This window comes from Vibrio sp. 10N.261.46.E11 (genome assembly GCF_041472735.1).
Taxonomy (GTDB): domain Bacteria; phylum Pseudomonadota; class Gammaproteobacteria; order Enterobacterales; family Vibrionaceae; genus Vibrio.
In genome coordinates this window covers 44,815-61,490 of record NZ_JBFRQW010000002.1, presented here as the reverse complement: position 1 = coordinate 61,490, position 16,676 = coordinate 44,815, and the positions used below count along the sequence as shown (strand labels likewise).

Below are 16,676 nucleotides of genomic sequence, written 5' to 3'. Positions count from 1 at the left end.
GCACGTTAGCGCTTATCGTTATATAACGGGATGTTGAGCGAGAATACCATGCCTGAAGGCTCTAATCGGTTGGCGCTGATCGTGCCGTGATAAGCTTCAATAATCCGTTTCGATATTGAAAGCCCTAGCCCTAAGCCTTCCGGTTTAGTGGTAAAAAACGGGTCGAACAGCCGTTCTAGCTTATCGTTCGGCATGCCAATTCCGTTATCCCAAATGATCAGCTGACAAGAGTTATGATGCAGTTGCCATTCGATGCCTATCTGTGGGCTGGCCGGTTGGTCAACGTTTTCCAGGTTTTGTTGCTCCTGCAAGATTTTTTGTTCAATAACTTGTTGTTGAAGCGCTTGAGTCGCGTTGTGAATCAGATTCACCAGTACTTGCTCGAGTTCGGTTGGATGAATGGCAATATTAATGTGATCTGGCACCGTGCTTAGCCTTAGTGTAATGCCTTGCTTGATCATCAGCGCACTGAGAATACTGGTGGCGTTGTTGACCGCTTGGTGCAGGTTCGCGACATGATGTTCTTGTTTAGTGACCTTGCGAGTAAAGACTTTGAGTCGCGCTATGATGTCGGTAATGGTGTTGTTGAGGCCAATCATTTTCTCAAGATTGCTCTTCACTAAATCTGTACGTTCCATTTCTAGCAGCTTTAAGCTGTTCTCGCTATAAGTTCGAAGCGCTGCAAGCGGTTGGTTGATTTCGTGGTTAATGCTGGCTGACAGCTCTCCGAGTACCGCTAATTTTGCTGTTTGGGTCAGCTCTTGTTCTGTCTGCTTCAGCTTTAACTGCGATGCTTGGTATTGAAAAATGGTTTGCTGAAGTTGTTGATTGGATTTCTTCAAATAGTGAGTACGTTTATCAACGGTTTGTTCTAGGTTTTGGTTGAGTCGGGTTAGCGCGACTTTCGCGACGTAAGTCTGGCGCCACGACCACGCGATGAGCATCACCAAGCTGTAAATCACCACGAAGATGACATCGATCTGCAGCACTTTAATTAGCTCTGCTTCGGCCTTTTTTAATGCGACAACTTGGTACTGATTGTTACTGAAGGTTGCGGGGTAAAGATTGAACGGCCCAAGTTTAAACAATCGGTTTGCCGTGAGTTCTTTTTGTACTCGATTTGGTTGAATGTTGTTGGGCTGATTAGCGTCGTTAACTTGTGGTTGATAGTTGGAAGAGCGAAAAGCTTCTATGATCGAAATTTCGCTTTGACCGTATTGGCGTTGCATGGCGATATCGGTTTGTTGCTTCTGGCTCAATGGCAACAACGAGTGATAAAGCCACTGAGTTTGGCTCGAGAGAAAAACCACTTGGTTAGAGTCGAGCACCACAATCTCAAAATCATCGCTGGTTAGGATATTTTCAAGGTTCTCTAGACTCACTTTAACGGTGATAACCCCAACAATGTCATTCTCTATATACAGGGGCGAAGACAAAAAGTAACCGCGTACATTCGAGCGTGCACCCAGTGCGACATAGTGTGTGTTGCTGCCCTTAATTGCTGAGGCGAAGTAAGGACGAAACGAGAAGTTCTCACCCACGAAAGTACTAGGCTTTTGGTAGTTACTTGAAGCCACGACAGTGCCGCTCGAATCGTGGATATAGATGGTGTCGGCTTGGCTTTGATTAGACCATTCAAATAGCAATTGATTGAGCTGAGCCACGGAAATCTTGTCTGTTTGTGGTGATGAGTCAAAATAAGAGAGCAGACGTGGGTCATGGCTGAGCAAATCAGGGATCTGTTTGAATTTATCCAGTTCAGAGTCGATTTGTAGGTTCGCTTTATTGGCTGCTTCGTTGAGCTTTTGAGTGATCACTTTTTCTTGAAATTGTACTGCCAAAAAATGAGTTGCGCTCAGCCCAATAGCCCCCAATAACAATGAGAATAAAACGAAGGGAGTCATTATGTTAAGCAGTATCTTAGTCACTAGGATCTCAGCATGTCATCGGTTTGTATAAAGATTATCAATATGATGGATAGAGTACCGAGATCTTGTTAACACAGAGCACCTTCTGTGAGACAAAACCATGGCTTAGACTTGTGTTTCAAAGGATTACAGCGCAAAATCAAAATAAATTGAAAGGAGCAACCAAATGGAACTGACCGATATTCGTCGCGAATACGCTAAGGGTGGATTGAGACGTAAAGACTTAGCCGCAGACCCGATTGAGCAATTCAATCTATGGCTAGAGCAAGCTATTGAAGCTAAGTTGACGGACCCTACTGCCATGACAGTTGCTACGGTTGATGAAAATGGTCAGCCATTCCAGCGAATTGTTCTACTAAAGAATGTTGATAAAGACGGCTTCGTTTTTTACACCAACTTGGGTAGCCGTAAAGCACATCAGCTTAGTCACAACAGTAAAATCAGTTTGCATTTCCCTTGGCACCCTCTTGAGCGACAAGTTCATATTACGGGCACGGCTGAAAAACTGACAGCAATGGAAAACATGAAGTACTTCTCGTCACGACCAAAAGAGAGCCAATTGGCCGCAATTGCAAGTAAGCAAAGTAGCCGTATCTCTGCTCGTGGGATTTTAGAAGGTAAATATCTAGAGCTTAAACAGAAGTTCGCGAAAGGAGAGATTCCTGTGCCTTCTTTCTGGGGTGGCTTCCGTGTGCGTGTGGATAGCATTGAGTTCTGGCAAGGTGGTGAACACCGTCTGCATGACCGCTTCTTGTTCTCACGCCAAGACAATAGCTGGGATATCGATCGCCTAGCGCCTTAATTTGCTTAATGGCTTAACTGATCCAAAAATACCGTTGATTAGACTTATCAACGGTATTTTTTTGTCTGCATCTCATCAAACCAATATCTAATCACTGTGCAGAACAACCGAGATCTGCTTTTTAAGCAGGGTTTCTGGGATCATAGAGCCTAGCCCCGAGTCCAACGCATACTCAATCAACTGGCTTTTACTGCGCGCATCAAATTTCTGTTTCAACCTGGCGACATGCCCTTCGACCGTTTTGATTGAAATGTTCAACGTAGACGCGATGTACTGTGGTTTCTTGCCGAATAGCAGCAAGAACAGCACTTCTGATTCTCGCGAAGTCAGTCGCTTTTTGAGCTTTGATATGCGTGGCTTTGATCCTGCAATGGACACTTGATTGTCTTTTTTGCAAGTCGCCTGACACACCCAATGGCCTACCTCTAAGATGGCTGTGTCGGTGAGTTCTTGACCATAAAAAATGGTGCCTTGAACTTCGCCATTCCCATCAAGCCAAGGGGTTTTAGTAAAAATATGGGCGTGCCAGCGTCCGTCTGGATAAGGGTGAATATCGAGGATTTTAAGAGTACTGCGTGTATCCATTACATGCCTGTCTTGAGCCCTGAAATCCTGCGCACATTCGGTTGTTTGACTAGGCATATCGAAATCGGTTAAGCCCGTACAAGTTTCGTTGGGTTTTAAGCCAATCAATTGGTTGTAAGCAAGGTTGGCATACACGAAGACAGAGTCAGTATCTTTGCAACCCCAGCAACCTGGAAGTTGTTCAAATAAAGAACGATGTATGGAGTTGAGGGGATCCGGCAAGGCTTTATCTCGTAAGAGGAAGTATTGCAATGATATCAGTTTCTTATAGCGCTGCAATGACAATTAGAAGTCGAGTTATGCATCAAAAATGGAGTGTGATCAATAGTTGAACGGCATGCTGTTTAAGTGCGCTTTTATTGATCGATGGCCAAACAAAAAGGATGAGAAAAAAGCAAAAAAAAGCCAGCCTGAAGAAGGGCTGGCCAAAGACAAGATATACCTTGTCGACACGTAGAAGATTTCCAGTTTAATTTACGAGGGTCATGTAAATTAAGCTGAGGTATCAGATAGATACCCAGAGTGACTTACTACTCTATCGACGAATTTACTCCTAGGCGAGATCGAATATAAGGAGGGAATTCCCCTATAAACACTGACTCAACCTGATACTAGGAGAATCTAAGGTCAATATTTGAGGGCTTTGAGTAATACCAAGAGCTTATAGCTCTCGTAATACTCGGAATCCTAAGTAGTTAGCGGCAGTAGAAGGTGAAACGTACAGTTCAGCAAACACTTTTGCCTCTTCAGGAGAGAAGCTCCACGCGCCCCCCTTAGCGATGCCTTTTGGGGTTGCAGTCCATTCCCAAACGTTACCTACCATGTCGTAGAAACCCGTTGGCGTTGGCAAGAATGATTTAACAGGAGAAGTACTGACGTTTGACCACTGTGTGCCAGACCAACCAGTATTAGCTCTACCTGAACGGAATTTGTTGCCCCACCAGAAGCTGGTATCTTGACCCGCTCTTGCCGCTGCTTCCCACTCTTGTTGTGTTGGTAGACGGTAAGTAAATCCTGTTTTTTTAGATAACCAACGTGTGTACGCTTTCGCATCGCTTTGGCTGACGCATACAACGGGCGAGCTATCGACTTGCTTGAAACCTGGATCTTTCCAGTCATTGTCTGACACAGTCGTGATCTCTGCATTGACGAAGGTGTCACAGGTGTTCATCAACTCAGCGTCTGTCTGGTAACCCGTATTTTTCACAAATGCTCTAAAATCTTGAACACGAGTTGGGGTTGCCGCTAATGCAAATGGCTGTTTGATCGTGACTTGCTCAGCGTTATTTTCACCGAGTAGATAAGTCCCGGATCCGACCACAATCATTTCTGGACTTTGAGTACCACTGCCCATTGGGTCGGCAAATTTGGTACCCACATTCAGTGAATTCTGCTTCGCTTGTAATACTGCTCTTAGGTTGTGGTCTCGGGCTATTTTCAGCTCTTGGTGGAAAGAAAGGTAACCTTCTTTCTCAATCGTAACCATGTGCTGCCCTGTAGGTAACATCACTTCAACCGGAGTGCTGCCATAGTTCACACCATTGATAGAAACCTTGTCATTATATTGATTTGAACGAACCACCAAGTTAACCCATGCAACTTCTTTCTGCTGATCATCGGCTTGCAGATCGCTCTGATCGAAACAATTTGAAGATTGAATGCCAAGTAAGCGGCAAGGAGTGTTCTTATCTGGACGAGTTTCTAAATTCGCAGCAATCACGGCTCGGTAACGGTTATCTTCGGAGAAGCCAGATGATTTCACGCTGTGTTGCAGAACATGAATATTCAAAGAAGCTGACGCCAGGTGTTCTTTTACTATTTTTGATTCTGTCGCGTTGTCTACAAGGCTATTTTGAAATTGTTTTACTGCTTTTTGAAGTGTCAAAGCCACCGTTTGTTCTGAACATTGAGCTAACGTCATGTCGCTGCTACAGCGGTTGGTAAAGCTAACGGTATGTTCTTGTGTTTGAGTGACCTCGCTTCTCAACCTTTCGGCTCTTGCTCTTAGTTTGTCTTGATTTAAATGGGCGATTGAAGTTTCTACAGCCGATTTTTCTGCTTCGATGACTTCTAGCTCCATCACTAAGCTTTGAAGCTTTTGGTCAGAATCCGAAATCGTAAGCTTGTGCTCTTTTACCGATTTCCAGGCATCTTGAAAATGGTTTTGAGCCGGTGAGATATCGAAACCTGGCTCATCAATCATGCGAGTGTAATCTTGCTCTAGGCTAGTTTTCGCCGTTGCGAGTTTTTGCTCTGATTGAGCTAATAACTTGGCTTGACGTGCCATTTGCTCTGCTTGGTTATCGACTTGATTTTGTTTGTCCGCCATCTTCTTCTCGATAGCCGTTAAACTGGCATGTTTTTCGAAAAGAGAGCTTTCAATGTCGATGACTGATGACGTGATTACTGGAGATGTCGCTTCAGCGAAAACAGCAGGCGTCATTAAGCATGGAGCAAGTGCAAATAATAGAGTAGGAAAACCTTGGCGCATGTTGGGCTACTTCAGTCGTAATTTAGGTTAATTGAATATTCTAACGAAAACGCCATTTCGTTTGAAGCTACTTTCTATAACTACAACAAGATGGCGAGTATTCATTCAGCTTTGTGAAATAGGCACGGCTATTTATATCAGGCTTAGCTTTATATATTTAGAGTTCATTTTCTTTACTAGGAAGGAGTTTCACCCAAATAGTATCGCTGCCGTTGATAGTCACTGTGCGGTTGTATGACTCGTAACCTTCTTTTGAGATGGTTACTTGATGACGACCGCTCGGTAGCGAAACCTCTAGGGGTGTGCTGCCGTATTTAATGCCGTTGATAGTGACTGAGTCATTATATTGATCAGAACGTACCATCACGTTTGCCCACTGCTTATCGCTCTTCTTTGCAACCTTAACGTCGCTGTCTGTTAAACAGTAGCGAGTTGAAACGTTCAATAAGTTACATGCTGCAATCGCTTCAGGCTTGGCTTGAAGTTGAGCTTGCATCTGCACAAAGTAAGAGTTGTTACCAGAGAAACCACTTTTGATTGATTGGCTATCTTGAACATGGATGTTCAATTGAACACCTTGTAAGTTTTGCTTAGCTAGCGTGCTTTCTGTGAGCTGTTCAAGTAATCTGCTCTTGAAGTTTTGTACTGCTTTCTGCTTCGTCAGGTGTTTACCTTGAGCAATACACTCACCCAGTGTCATTGTTGATGAACATGTGGTGGTGTAGCTCGTTTCAAGAACCGCACTTTCACGAAGTTCTGTTGCAATACGTTTAACGCGAGCTTCAACTTTTGATTCTTTCAAGTTAGCCAGCTCATTGTTCAAACGAGCTTGCTTTTGCTTGATTTGAGAAAGATAGATTTCGTTCTCATTCATCGCTTGCTGGTTATCTAGTAGAGACGATTGATTCTCTTTAACCGCAGCCCAAGCATCTTGGTATCCTTTCTGAAAAGAAACCAGATCCGTTTCTGGGTCGTCAAGTAAACGACTGTACTGTTTGTCGAGTACAGATTTAGCTCGGTTACGTTTTGCCTTTAACTCTTCACCTTCACGTAACAACTTACTGTTCTGGTTTTGTAGTTGTTTTAAGGTCTCAGTTGCCGATACTTTGGTCGCTGAAATTCGCTCAATATCTGAGTTTTTCTCTGTTAGCTTTGCATCGATAGCTGAAACGGGATCGACTTGATTCAGTTCTTCAGCAGATAACGATGCAGATACCCAAAGTGGGGATAGCGCAAGTAAAAGCGCTGAAATTCGAAAGTTAGTCATAGGTCCCTGCAACTTGTATATTTAAAATTGGCTCGTTAATAAAGTGTCTACTTCCTAGTTGTCAGTCACTAGTTATTAGCAATTAACACAGTACCCGTCTTTATACCGTTTTATTGCCCTCCAATCTACTCAAAAGCTAAGTTTCGGTACTTCGGATACACTTTTTACATATTTAGACTGAAATAATTGAGCTATATAAGAAAATATTGTCGTTATGGTGTGGTCATTTGGTTTCCATTTGTGACTTGCTTTGACTTTTGGTGTTCAGATTTATTTGCTATTGGAACAAGGAAGAGTGACCTAAAGATTGGAAGGTTGACTTTACAAAGCCCGTAGTTTGGGACCACTTGATCATACTTCCGGAGACATGATCACGAGGTTATCAATAATGATCTTTCTTTGAAAAAGAGAAAACAACTCTCATGATCATTTACAAATTCATCTTGTGCAGATTTCAGAGTATTATTCTTATCATGTCGACCTAAGTACTTTGCTGTCATGCCAAAACCTTTACCCTTTCCAAACCTAGATTTGTCTCCGCTAGGCCTTACTGGCCCTCGTCCCGCAGAGATCATTACCTTGCCTTCGCACATGGATTGTCACGATCATCATTATTCGCAGGTCGTGATAGGTTTAAAAGGTCAGGCTGAATTTGAAGTCAGCGGTAAAGGCAATCTTGTCGGCCCCGGTCAAGGTTGTGTGGTAACGGCGAGCTCTGATCATGCTTTCGGTGGTGTGGTTGGCCAGTCGGACATCCTAGTACTTAATATGCCAGTGCCAACGGATGATGACCCTCTGATGTTAGAGAAGATCAACCAGTTAGAATCATCGAATGTCTATTTTCAATTAGACGCGCAGATTCAAAAGCTTATCCATATGTTGGTGCAGGAGATGCAGGCCAGTCCTGATGATCTTCTACTAAGCCGAGCCTGTAATGACACGGTGATCGCGCTGATGCAAAGACACATCTCGGCGTTTGAAACCTCGATTAAAGACTCGCGTTTTGATCTGGAGGCATTGGATCGCTACATTGAGCAACATCTCGCGAATAAGATCTCAGTCGCTCAGCTTGCTGGCAGCGTGTTCTTGGGCGAAAGCCAGTTCCACATGTTGTTCAAAGATCAAATGGGCATTACCCCTCATCAGTACGTGCTAGGTAAGCGTATCGATCGATCTCGTCGTTTAATCGAACAAGGTAACCTCAGCCTTGGTCAGGTCGCTGAGTTAGCTGGTTTCTCTGGTCAATCTTCCTTTACTCACACCTTTTCACGCCTTCAAGGCATGTCACCATCTCAATACAAAAAACAAATTTCTGTTAAATAATGAAACAAAACGGCATATTATATTAAAGTTTCATATGTGACCTTGTTTTTGTTTTGTTAATAAAGCGAGTTTTTAGCAAAAAACTCGGAGTTTTTGACAAGTATTCCTTATATACTCTAAATACACTGCAGCCATTGTAGAGAGCCCGGGCTAATTCCGGGTGTGAGATTAAGGAAAACGCATGTTTACAGCTACTGATGTGTTAAAGCCAGAATTCAACGAGCAGTCGCTTGCTGATCTATGGTCGCTTATCTCACCATTATATATGGTGGATGAAACCCAATGGCTAGAGCAACTCCTGCCGCTAGCTACCCCTTCTGAGTCAGAAAAGCAGCAAATTACAGACAAAACGACGTCGTTGATTGAGTCTATCCGTGCGGATAAAACATCTATTCAGATGATCGACGCCTTGTTGCTTGAATACAGTTTAGATACTCAAGAAGGCATCTTGCTAATGTGTCTGGCGGAAGCCTTGATGCGTATTCCTGATTCGGCAACGGCTGATGCACTGATTCGCGACAAACTTAGCGTTGCGGATTGGAAATCTCACCTGAAGAATTCTGACTCAGTGTTTGTTAACGCATCAACTTGGGGCCTAATGCTAACAGGCAAGGTGGTTGGGCTTTCATCTAACGAGCAGAGTGCAGGTCAAGCGGTTAACCGTTTAGTGAACAAGCTTTCTGAGCCAGTAATTCGCAAAGCGATGCACCAAGCAATGAAGGTGATGGGTCACCAATTCGTTCTTGGCCGCAGTATTGCTGAAGCGCAGAAGAACGGTAAGTCTATGCGTGACAAAGGTTTTACCTATTCTTACGATATGCTAGGTGAAGCGGCACTGACTACAGCTGACGCAAACAAATACTTCAAAGATTACCTAATGGCGATTGAAGCCGTAGGTCGAGACAGCTATGTTTCTCCAAAATCGAATGTTTCTTCAAAATCGAGCCCTGCGCCATCGGTATCTATCAAGCTTTCTGCGCTTCACCCACGTTATGAAGTGGCGAACGAAGACCGCGTACTGACTGAACTTTGCGACACGCTAGAGCAGCTATTGCGCCGTGCAGTAGAGCTCGATGTTGCGATTACGATTGATGCGGAAGAAGCGGATCGCCTAGAGCTTTCTCTTAAATTATTCGAAAAACTGTACCGTACTGATCTTGTAAAAGGTTGGGGTAAATTTGGTCTGGTTATTCAAGCATACTCAAAGCGTGCACTTCCGGTTCTAGTATGGCTAAACCGCCTAGCGAAAGAGCAGGGTGATTTGATCCCGCTTCGCTTAGTTAAAGGTGCTTACTGGGACAGCGAAATCAAATGGTCGCAACAAGCTGGCTTTACTGATTACCCAGTTTACACACGTAAAGAAGCGACAGACGTAGCTTACCTTGCATGTGCGCGTTACCTATTGAGCCCAAGTGTTCGCGGCAATATCTTCCCGCAGTTTGCGAGCCACAATGCTCATACGGTTTCTGCTATTGCCGTCATGACCGACCATAAAGACTTTGAATTCCAACGCTTACACGGCATGGGTGATTCTCTGTACAACCATGCGATGGAAGCTTACCAACAGTCGGTACGTATATACGCACCGGTTGGCAGCCATAAAGATCTACTGCCATACCTAGTACGTCGCTTGCTAGAAAATGGTGCAAACAGCTCGTTTGTCCACCGTCTAGTTGATGCGCGTTGCCCTGTGTCAGAGCTGACGCAACACCCTGTCGATATGCTTCTGGCATTCGATACGCTGAACAATACTAAGATTCCTCTGCCTCCAGCGGTATTCCCTGAGCGTAAGAACTCTTACGGTGTGAACATTGATATTGAAAGCGAAGCCCATCAATTTGAAGAGCAAGTCAAAAGCTTCTTAAACAATCAATGGACTGCGGGTCCTGTGATCAACGGTGAATCTCTTGCCGAAAGCATGATCAAGGCTGATCAGAACGTTGAGCAAGTGACGGCACCTTATGATCGTCGTATTAATGTGGGTCAGGTGGCTTTCGCTAACCTTGATCATGTTTCCGCAGCGATCACTGGCGCAGACGCAGCATTCGCTGATTGGAACGCAACTTCGGTTGAAACCAAAGCGGCTGCACTTGATAAGTTGGCTGACTTGATGGAAGACAACCTCGCTGAGCTGGTGGCGATTTGTCATCAAGAAGCGGGTAAGACAATTCACGATAGTGTTGATGAAGTACGTGAAGCAGTCGATTTCTGTCGTTACTACGCAAAACAAGCGGACAACCTACAAGGTTTCGAACTAAAAGGTTTTGATGGCCAAACACGAATCGCTTCTCGACAAGGTCGTGGTGTGTTCGTTTGTATCAGCCCTTGGAACTTCCCTCTAGCGATCTTCCTTGGCCAAATTACAGCGGCACTAGTCGCGGGTAACACGGTTGTGGCGAAGCCTGCCGAGCAAACAAGCTTGATTGCAGCTCGCGCGGTTGAACTGATGAACGAAGCGGGTTTCCCTGCTGGCACCATTCAGTTACTACCGGGTCGCGGTGCTGAGATCGGCAGTGCACTAACAAGCCATGATGCGATTGCGGGCGTTGCCTTTACTGGTTCAACTCCAACAGCGCAACGCATCAATGTGTCATTGGCAAGCCGTAACGCTAAACCCGTTCCGTTTATCGCGGAAACCGGCGGCCAGAACGCAATGATCGTCGACAGTACCGCACTGCCTGAGCAAGTGGTTCGTGACGTGATTCGTTCGGCATTCGCTTCAGCAGGTCAGCGTTGTTCTGCACTGCGTGTGCTTTACATCCAAGAAGACATTGCAGACCGCGTAATTGGATTGATTCACGGTGCAATGGACGAACTGAGTGTTGGTATCCCACATCTTCATAAAACCGATGTTGGCCCTGTTATCGACCAAAACGCGAAACACAAGTTAATGGCGCATTTAGAAAACATGACCAATACCCAGAAGAAGGTGGCTCAACTTTCTCTAGGTACGGATTGTGAACATGGTGATTTTGTTCCACCAAGTGCTTTTGAAATCGATGACATCAGCTGCTTAAAAGAAGAACAGTTCGGCCCAGTGCTGCACATTGTTCGCTTCAAGGCGAGTGAGTTAGCGCAAGTGGTAGACCAAATTAACCAAACGGGCTTTGGCTTGACCATGGGTATCCACAGCCGTAACGAGACCACTTATCGTTGGATCGAAAAGCACGTGCGCGTGGGTAACTGCTACATCAACCGTGACCAAGTAGGTGCTGTTGTTGGTGTTCAACCATTTGGCGGTCAAGGCTTGTCGGGTACCGGTCCTAAAGCGGGTGGTCCTCACTACCTATATCGCTTTACTGATGTTCATTTTTCTCAATCACAAGACAAGGCATAAGGAGCAGTATCATGGTTCATCAAGTGACAGGTTTTTCTGATGCTTTTTTAGCGTGGGAACAATGGAATCTTACCGACTTTGATCATAAGAGTGCTCAGGTACTTTCATTCAAATCAGAGATCGAGAGTCAATCAAAGCCTTTGGCATCGGTGGCGACTTATCATCTAGAGCAAGCCTCAGCGCTGCTTTCTGAACATCACCTAATGGCAGGTCCTACGGGCGAAACCAATGAGTTGTATGCCGCTGGTCGCGGTGTGGCTTTGGTTATTGTTGATGATTGCGAAGAGAAAGTGCCAGCACTGCAAACTGCAATGGCTTTAATTACTGCTGCGCTATTGGCAGGTAACAGCGTTCAATTGTGCAGTGATGACGTGCAGTTCAATACCTTAGTTGCAGACGCAGCTAAGTCGGCGAACTTGCCAACTAACTTGGTGCAAGTTGCCTCGTATGACGCTGCTCAACAGTTGTTGTCTTGCGATGTACGTAGCGTGGGTTACGTAGGTAACTCGCAAACGGCACAAGCTATTAATTTACAGCTTGCTAAGCGTGACGGTGCAATCGTCGGTTTAGTCGCTGAAACGGATCTGGCGACCATGAATGTCGCTAATGATCCACACCTATCGCTGCGCTTCATTACCGAGCGTACGCGAACTATAAATATAACAGCCGTGGGCGGTAACGCGACCTTGCTCGAACTTGGAAGTGAAGCTCACTAACCTTCAGTAAAATTGGCTCTAAGTACTTTTGGTTTTTTCCATTGTTGGGTTTTATCCATCTTTGGATTTAATTCATAGTGCATTGGAGCCTCAATACCTAACTCAATGCACTCGCTTGCCTTTACGGTGAGTGTCTTGCATTGAATTAGGCATGGAAGGCTTTCTACAAAATGAGGACTATCAAATGATAGAAAACAGTTTTGCAATAACGACGACGTTCATTGCGTATCTAATTATGATGCTAGCGATCGGTGTTATTGCTTACAAACGTACATCTAACTCAACAGACTACTTCCTAGGTGGTCGTTCGTTAGGCCCATGGCCTGCTGCACTTTCTGCTGGTGCATCAGACATGAGTGGTTGGTTGCTACTTGGCCTGCCTGGTTACGCTTACGCTGCTGGCTTTGAAGCATTTTGGCTTGCTGGTGGCCTACTTGTTGGTACCTGGGCAAACTGGTTAATCAGTGCAAAACGTCTACGTACTTACAGCATTACAACTGAATCACTGACGCTGCCTGAGTTCCTATCTCGTCGTTTCAATGATAATTCTAAGCTGATCCAAACAATTTCTGCTTTCTTTATCCTTTTATTCTTTCTTTTCTACACAAGTTCAGGCTTGGTAGCAGGTGGTAAATTGTTTGAAACGGTATTCGGCCTTGATTACACAACAGCGGTAATTATCGGTACAGTCTGTGTAGTTTCGTACACTCTGTTTGGTGGTTTCCTTGCGGTATCTTGGACTGACTTGGTTCAAGGTCTACTGATGTCTGCAGCGCTATTGATTGTACCCATCGCGGCAATGAACGGTGGCCTAGGTCAGCTTTCTAGCGACCTACACAACATCAACCCAGAGCTTCTAACGCTATGGAATGATGCGAAGGGTGAGCCACTGTCTGCTATTGCGATCATCTCACTAGCGGCATGGGGTTTGGGTTACTTCGGTCAACCACACATTCTTGCGCGTTTCAAAGCAACACGCAGTAATAAAGACCTAACAGCGGCACGTCGCATTGCCGTGATTTGGACTGCACTGTCTATGGTTGGTGCAATGCTAGTCGGTCTTGTTGGTCTAATCTATGTGACGAACTCTGGCGCACCTAAGCTAGACGATGGCGAAAAGATCTTCATGCTTCTTGTGAACGCGATGTTCCACCCAGTAATCGCCGGTATCCTACTTGCTGCCATTCTAGCGGCAATCATGAGTACTGCGGATTCACAACTTCTTGTTTCTTCATCTGCAATGGCAGAAGATCTGTATAAGCAAGTTTTGAAGAAAGACGCAACGTCAGAAGAGATTGTTCGTGTCGGCCGTTTCGCGGTTGTTCTAATTTCTCTTGTTGCTCTTGTTCTGGCGATGACACCAGACAGCTCAGTACTTGGCCTTGTATCTTACGCATGGGCTGGTTTTGGTGCTGCATTCGGTCCTGCAATCGTATTAAGCCTATATTGGTCTCGTATGAACCGTAACGGCGCTCTAGCGGGTATCGTGGTTGGTGGTGTTACGATTGTACTTTGGAAACAGTTCACGGGCGGTTGGTTCGATGTATACGAAATCGTACCGGGAATCATCCTATCGACTATCTCTATCGTTATTGTAAGCCTAATCACTGGCGAGCCGGAACACGAAGTGAAAAAGCAACACGCTGAGTTCGAGAAGAACCTCGTCGAGCTAGACTAATTTACATTGTAAAACAGATGTGAATTAGCAAATGAACATTAGCTAAAAAGAAATTGTAAAATAAAAGCAATAGAGTCACTTCGGTGGCTCTATTTTTTTATATGGGTACTACCTTGGTCTTATAAAAAACCAGTAGGATACAGGAGAAGCACGGCTGTTATGAGGTTTACAATGTAAATCGAAACCAAATGATAGAAGGAAAATAAATAGAAGAGAAAGGCTTTTCATAGCGCTTGATGTCAAAAAACAACCGATAAAATGGCTATTTTTTGAACTTGGCGCTCACTTTTGTTATTAGCTCGGTGAATTATTACACTGAATTGGACATCATGTGTCAATTATCAGTAACCACTAAAGACCTATAGGACAAAGGTATGCCTGATCTCTATTGCAAAGGATGTAAAAAAACAACACTACATAAGTCTATAATGAAACGTTGTGAATCTGAGCCTGAGACAACCTCTGGCCGTATGATGCAATGGACGTCAAAGCTATTTAGTGGAAACCTGTACTACGACATGGAAACTCAGCACTTCTGTCGAACGTGCAACTGTCGTTGTGAAACAGGAACTACAGTTCCCCAAGTTGGTCTGGCTTAGATTTTAGTAAGTACTTACTAACTTAGATTTAAAAACCTCCCTAATGGAGGTTTTTTTGTTTTCTATGCCGCTTTTAGTGAAGGTTCTGCTTCGAAGACATTGCCATCAATCTTAACTTCCCAGCCATAGTTTGAGTATTCACTTGCGAGTGCTTGGGCAACATCTTTTGATACCGTTACGTGTGTCCATGACCCAATTCCGTAAGGTTTATATGCGAGTTCTTGCGTTTTCATAATAGAGTAATCCTTTCTCTTTGATAATTATATTATTCACTTTGGCCTATATCCTTTCTTTCGTTTCTAGCTCAACTTATTTGTTAATTGGGTCATTTCTATAATAATTTGTTAATAACCGGAATTTGATTTACAAGGGTTGTTATCACTCTGCGTGGTTTTATATTTAACGTGAGTGCGAATGGTCTGTTTAGTTTTCTAAATGTGTGAGCGAGGTTTTCTTCAATTGCTCTTAGTATGGAATATACTGAGCGCAATCTAGAATGTTTAAGGAATGTTATGTCTCAGCATCAACTCGATCGTATCGATAAAGAGATACTAAGAATTCTACATATGAAAGGCCGCTTGCCCGTTGTTGAACTAGCGAAACAGGTTAACTTAACGACGTCACCTTGCTCTGATAGGTTGAAGCGATTGGAAAAAGTAGGCTACATCACGGGCTACCATGCTGAGCTTTGTTCAGAAAAGCTGGGGCTCGATGTCCAAGTGTTTATCCATATTCGTCTCGATCAAACCAGCTTTTCCATTTTTGATAAATTTGCCCAAGCGGTTGAAACGATGCCTGAAGTCGAAGAGTGCTATTCGCTGTCGGGGGACTTCGACACCATGATCAAGGTTCGTGTGAAAGACATGAAGGCGTACCAAGCATTTATGGCAACTAAGTTGGGTACCCTGCCAGGGGTAATTCAGACACGCAGTGAGGTCGTGATTGAAGAGCATAAAAAGGGCTTTGGTGTTAACCCTGAATTGTTGGCAACCTTAAAGTAGGGCACCGGCTTTACTTCAAGCGTGTTTGTTTAGATATAAAAAATGGAAGCCAATAAGCTTCCATTTTTGGTGGGACGTTAGAGAAAGAGTAATCCGATAAATTTGTTCGCCTTACAGCGTAATGGCCGCAGAGATTAAGCCAATCACACCACCGAATACACCGCCCCAAACCACAAGCCAGCCAAGGTGCTTCTTGATCATGGCTTGAACCATCTCTTTCACAAGTTTTGGTGTCAGTTCATTCAAACGTTGATCGATGATCGCCTCAATGTTCTCTTTAATTTCATCCATCATGGCAGGTGATCCAAGTTCATCCTTGATGGCATTTTTTACCGAATCACTCTTGCTGATTTCAATTACAGACTCTTGCATCTTCTCTACAAATGGCGCTTTCATCGGCTGCAGGGCTTCTGTGCCGCCAACCATCGCCAACATGCCACCAAACTGTGAGTTCTCAATAACATGTACCAGTGAATCGAATGCAGGGTTAAAGTCGATCTTCTTAATCACGGGTTCTAAATTGAGCGACTTTCCAGTCATCTCGCTGCTTAGGAAGCGGTCGATGTTACTTTCAGTAAAGAACTGTTCCATCATCAGTTGCTTGATGGCTGCCTTGAACTCTTCAAAGCGTGCTGGAATAACACCAGAACCGTATAGGCCAGGAACTTTCTCGAACAACATGTGAATCGCAAGCCAGTTGGTGATGGCACCAGAAAATGCGAATAAACCTGCGTAGAGCAAGTATTGGTTTGCTGTCATATAGCCGCCAGCAAGCAGTGCTAACGCAATAACATTAGTTAAGACACTTTTGTTCATGGTTGATCTCTAAAAAGAATACTGCGCGCATTTTAAGAAAAAAACGCCAAGAAAAAAACAAAAGGATCGATGAAGTTTATAGAACCAATGAAAACAGATGAGAAAGGGGCAGAGAATAACAGGCATAAAAAAG

The 16,676-nt window shown here is 44.3% G+C and carries 12 protein-coding genes; 6 read left to right on the top strand and 6 right to left on the bottom strand.

From position 1 onward, the window contains the following. Window positions 1–5 precede the first annotated feature (5 nt). Window positions 6–1,904 (bottom strand): ATP-binding protein, encoded by a 1,899-nt coding sequence (locus tag AB4407_RS00680; protein WP_372117619.1) that lies wholly within the window; start codon window positions 1,902–1,904, stop codon window positions 6–8. Between the two features lie 190 nt (window positions 1,905–2,094). Here AB4407_RS00680 and pdxH point away from each other — a divergent pair, with 190 nt between their 5' ends. Then, window positions 2,095–2,730 carry a pyridoxamine 5'-phosphate oxidase gene (gene pdxH, locus AB4407_RS00675; protein ID WP_372117616.1) on the top strand — a complete coding sequence of 212 codons (636 nt, stop codon included), beginning with the start codon at window positions 2,095–2,097 and terminating at the stop codon, window positions 2,728–2,730. 87 nt (window positions 2,731–2,817) lie between these two features. Here pdxH and AB4407_RS00670 read toward each other — a convergent pair whose 3' ends face one another. From AB4407_RS00670 to AB4407_RS00660, 3 genes are all read right to left on the bottom strand, one after another. Then, complete coding sequence (locus AB4407_RS00670; protein WP_372106517.1) at window positions 2,818–3,600, bottom strand: PAS domain-containing protein; 783 nt, start codon at window positions 3,598–3,600, stop codon at window positions 2,818–2,820. A gap of 376 nt (window positions 3,601–3,976) precedes the next feature. Then, the gene (locus tag AB4407_RS00665) at window positions 3,977–5,806 is read right to left on the bottom strand and encodes an SUMF1/EgtB/PvdO family nonheme iron enzyme (RefSeq protein WP_372117613.1); all 1,830 of its coding nucleotides are present in this window, start codon (window positions 5,804–5,806) and stop codon (window positions 3,977–3,979) included. A gap of 157 nt (window positions 5,807–5,963) precedes the next feature. Next, window positions 5,964–7,073: a PEGA domain-containing protein gene (locus AB4407_RS00660; RefSeq protein WP_372117611.1), complete on the bottom strand. Its 1,110-nt coding sequence runs from the start codon at window positions 7,071–7,073 to the stop codon at window positions 5,964–5,966. 498 nt (window positions 7,074–7,571) lie between these two features. Between AB4407_RS00660 and AB4407_RS00655 the strand changes: the two genes are divergently transcribed. From AB4407_RS00655 to putP, 4 genes are all read left to right on the top strand, one after another. After that, entirely contained in the window at window positions 7,572–8,396 is an 825-nt protein-coding gene (locus tag AB4407_RS00655; RefSeq protein WP_372117609.1) for a helix-turn-helix domain-containing protein, read from the top strand. Window positions 8,397–8,577: 181 nt separating this feature from the next. Then, entirely contained in the window at window positions 8,578–11,733 is a 3,156-nt protein-coding gene (gene putA, locus AB4407_RS00650; protein WP_372117607.1) for a bifunctional proline dehydrogenase/L-glutamate gamma-semialdehyde dehydrogenase PutA, read from the top strand. 11 nt (window positions 11,734–11,744) lie between these two features. After that, window positions 11,745–12,449, top strand: coding sequence for a 1-pyrroline-5-carboxylate dehydrogenase (locus AB4407_RS00645; protein ID WP_372117605.1), 705 nt, complete (start codon window positions 11,745–11,747; stop codon window positions 12,447–12,449). A 187-nt stretch (window positions 12,450–12,636) separates the two neighbouring features. Further along, complete coding sequence (putP, locus tag AB4407_RS00640; RefSeq protein WP_372118027.1) at window positions 12,637–14,127, top strand: sodium/proline symporter PutP; 1,491 nt, start codon at window positions 12,637–12,639, stop codon at window positions 14,125–14,127. Between the two features lie 661 nt (window positions 14,128–14,788). Here putP and AB4407_RS00635 read toward each other — a convergent pair. After that, window positions 14,789–14,959 (bottom strand): hypothetical protein, encoded by a 171-nt coding sequence (locus AB4407_RS00635; RefSeq protein ID WP_372117603.1) that lies wholly within the window; start codon window positions 14,957–14,959, stop codon window positions 14,789–14,791. A 279-nt stretch (window positions 14,960–15,238) separates the two neighbouring features. Here AB4407_RS00635 and AB4407_RS00630 point away from each other — a divergent pair, with 279 nt between their 5' ends. After that, window positions 15,239–15,727 carry an Lrp/AsnC family transcriptional regulator gene (locus tag AB4407_RS00630; protein ID WP_372117600.1) on the top strand — a complete coding sequence of 163 codons (489 nt, stop codon included), beginning with the start codon at window positions 15,239–15,241 and terminating at the stop codon, window positions 15,725–15,727. 111 nt (window positions 15,728–15,838) lie between these two features. Here AB4407_RS00630 and AB4407_RS00625 read toward each other — a convergent pair whose 3' ends face one another. After that, complete coding sequence (locus tag AB4407_RS00625; RefSeq protein ID WP_372117597.1) at window positions 15,839–16,543, bottom strand: DUF445 domain-containing protein; 705 nt, start codon at window positions 16,541–16,543, stop codon at window positions 15,839–15,841. Window positions 16,544–16,676: the final 133 nt, after the last annotated feature.

Bases quoted from the DNA above. Each gene is read 5' to 3' on its own strand.
- AB4407_RS00680 (WP_372117619.1), bottom strand. From the start codon at position 1,904: ATGACTCCCTTCGTTTTATTCTCATTGTTATTGGGGGCTATTGGGCTG.
- pdxH (WP_372117616.1), top strand. From the start codon at position 2,095: ATGGAACTGACCGATATTCGTCGCGAATACGCTAAGGGTGGATTGAGA.
- AB4407_RS00665 (WP_372117613.1), bottom strand. From the start codon at position 5,806: ATGCGCCAAGGTTTTCCTACTCTATTATTTGCACTTGCTCCATGCTTA.
- AB4407_RS00660 (WP_372117611.1), bottom strand. From the start codon at position 7,073: ATGACTAACTTTCGAATTTCAGCGCTTTTACTTGCGCTATCCCCACTT.
- AB4407_RS00655 (WP_372117609.1), top strand. From the start codon at position 7,572: ATGCCAAAACCTTTACCCTTTCCAAACCTAGATTTGTCTCCGCTAGGC.
- putA (WP_372117607.1), top strand. From the start codon at position 8,578: ATGTTTACAGCTACTGATGTGTTAAAGCCAGAATTCAACGAGCAGTCG.
- AB4407_RS00645 (WP_372117605.1), top strand. From the start codon at position 11,745: ATGGTTCATCAAGTGACAGGTTTTTCTGATGCTTTTTTAGCGTGGGAA.
- AB4407_RS00635 (WP_372117603.1), bottom strand. From the start codon at position 14,959: ATGAAAACGCAAGAACTCGCATATAAACCTTACGGAATTGGGTCATGG.
- AB4407_RS00630 (WP_372117600.1), top strand. From the start codon at position 15,239: ATGTCTCAGCATCAACTCGATCGTATCGATAAAGAGATACTAAGAATT.
- AB4407_RS00625 (WP_372117597.1), bottom strand. From the start codon at position 16,543: ATGAACAAAAGTGTCTTAACTAATGTTATTGCGTTAGCACTGCTTGCT.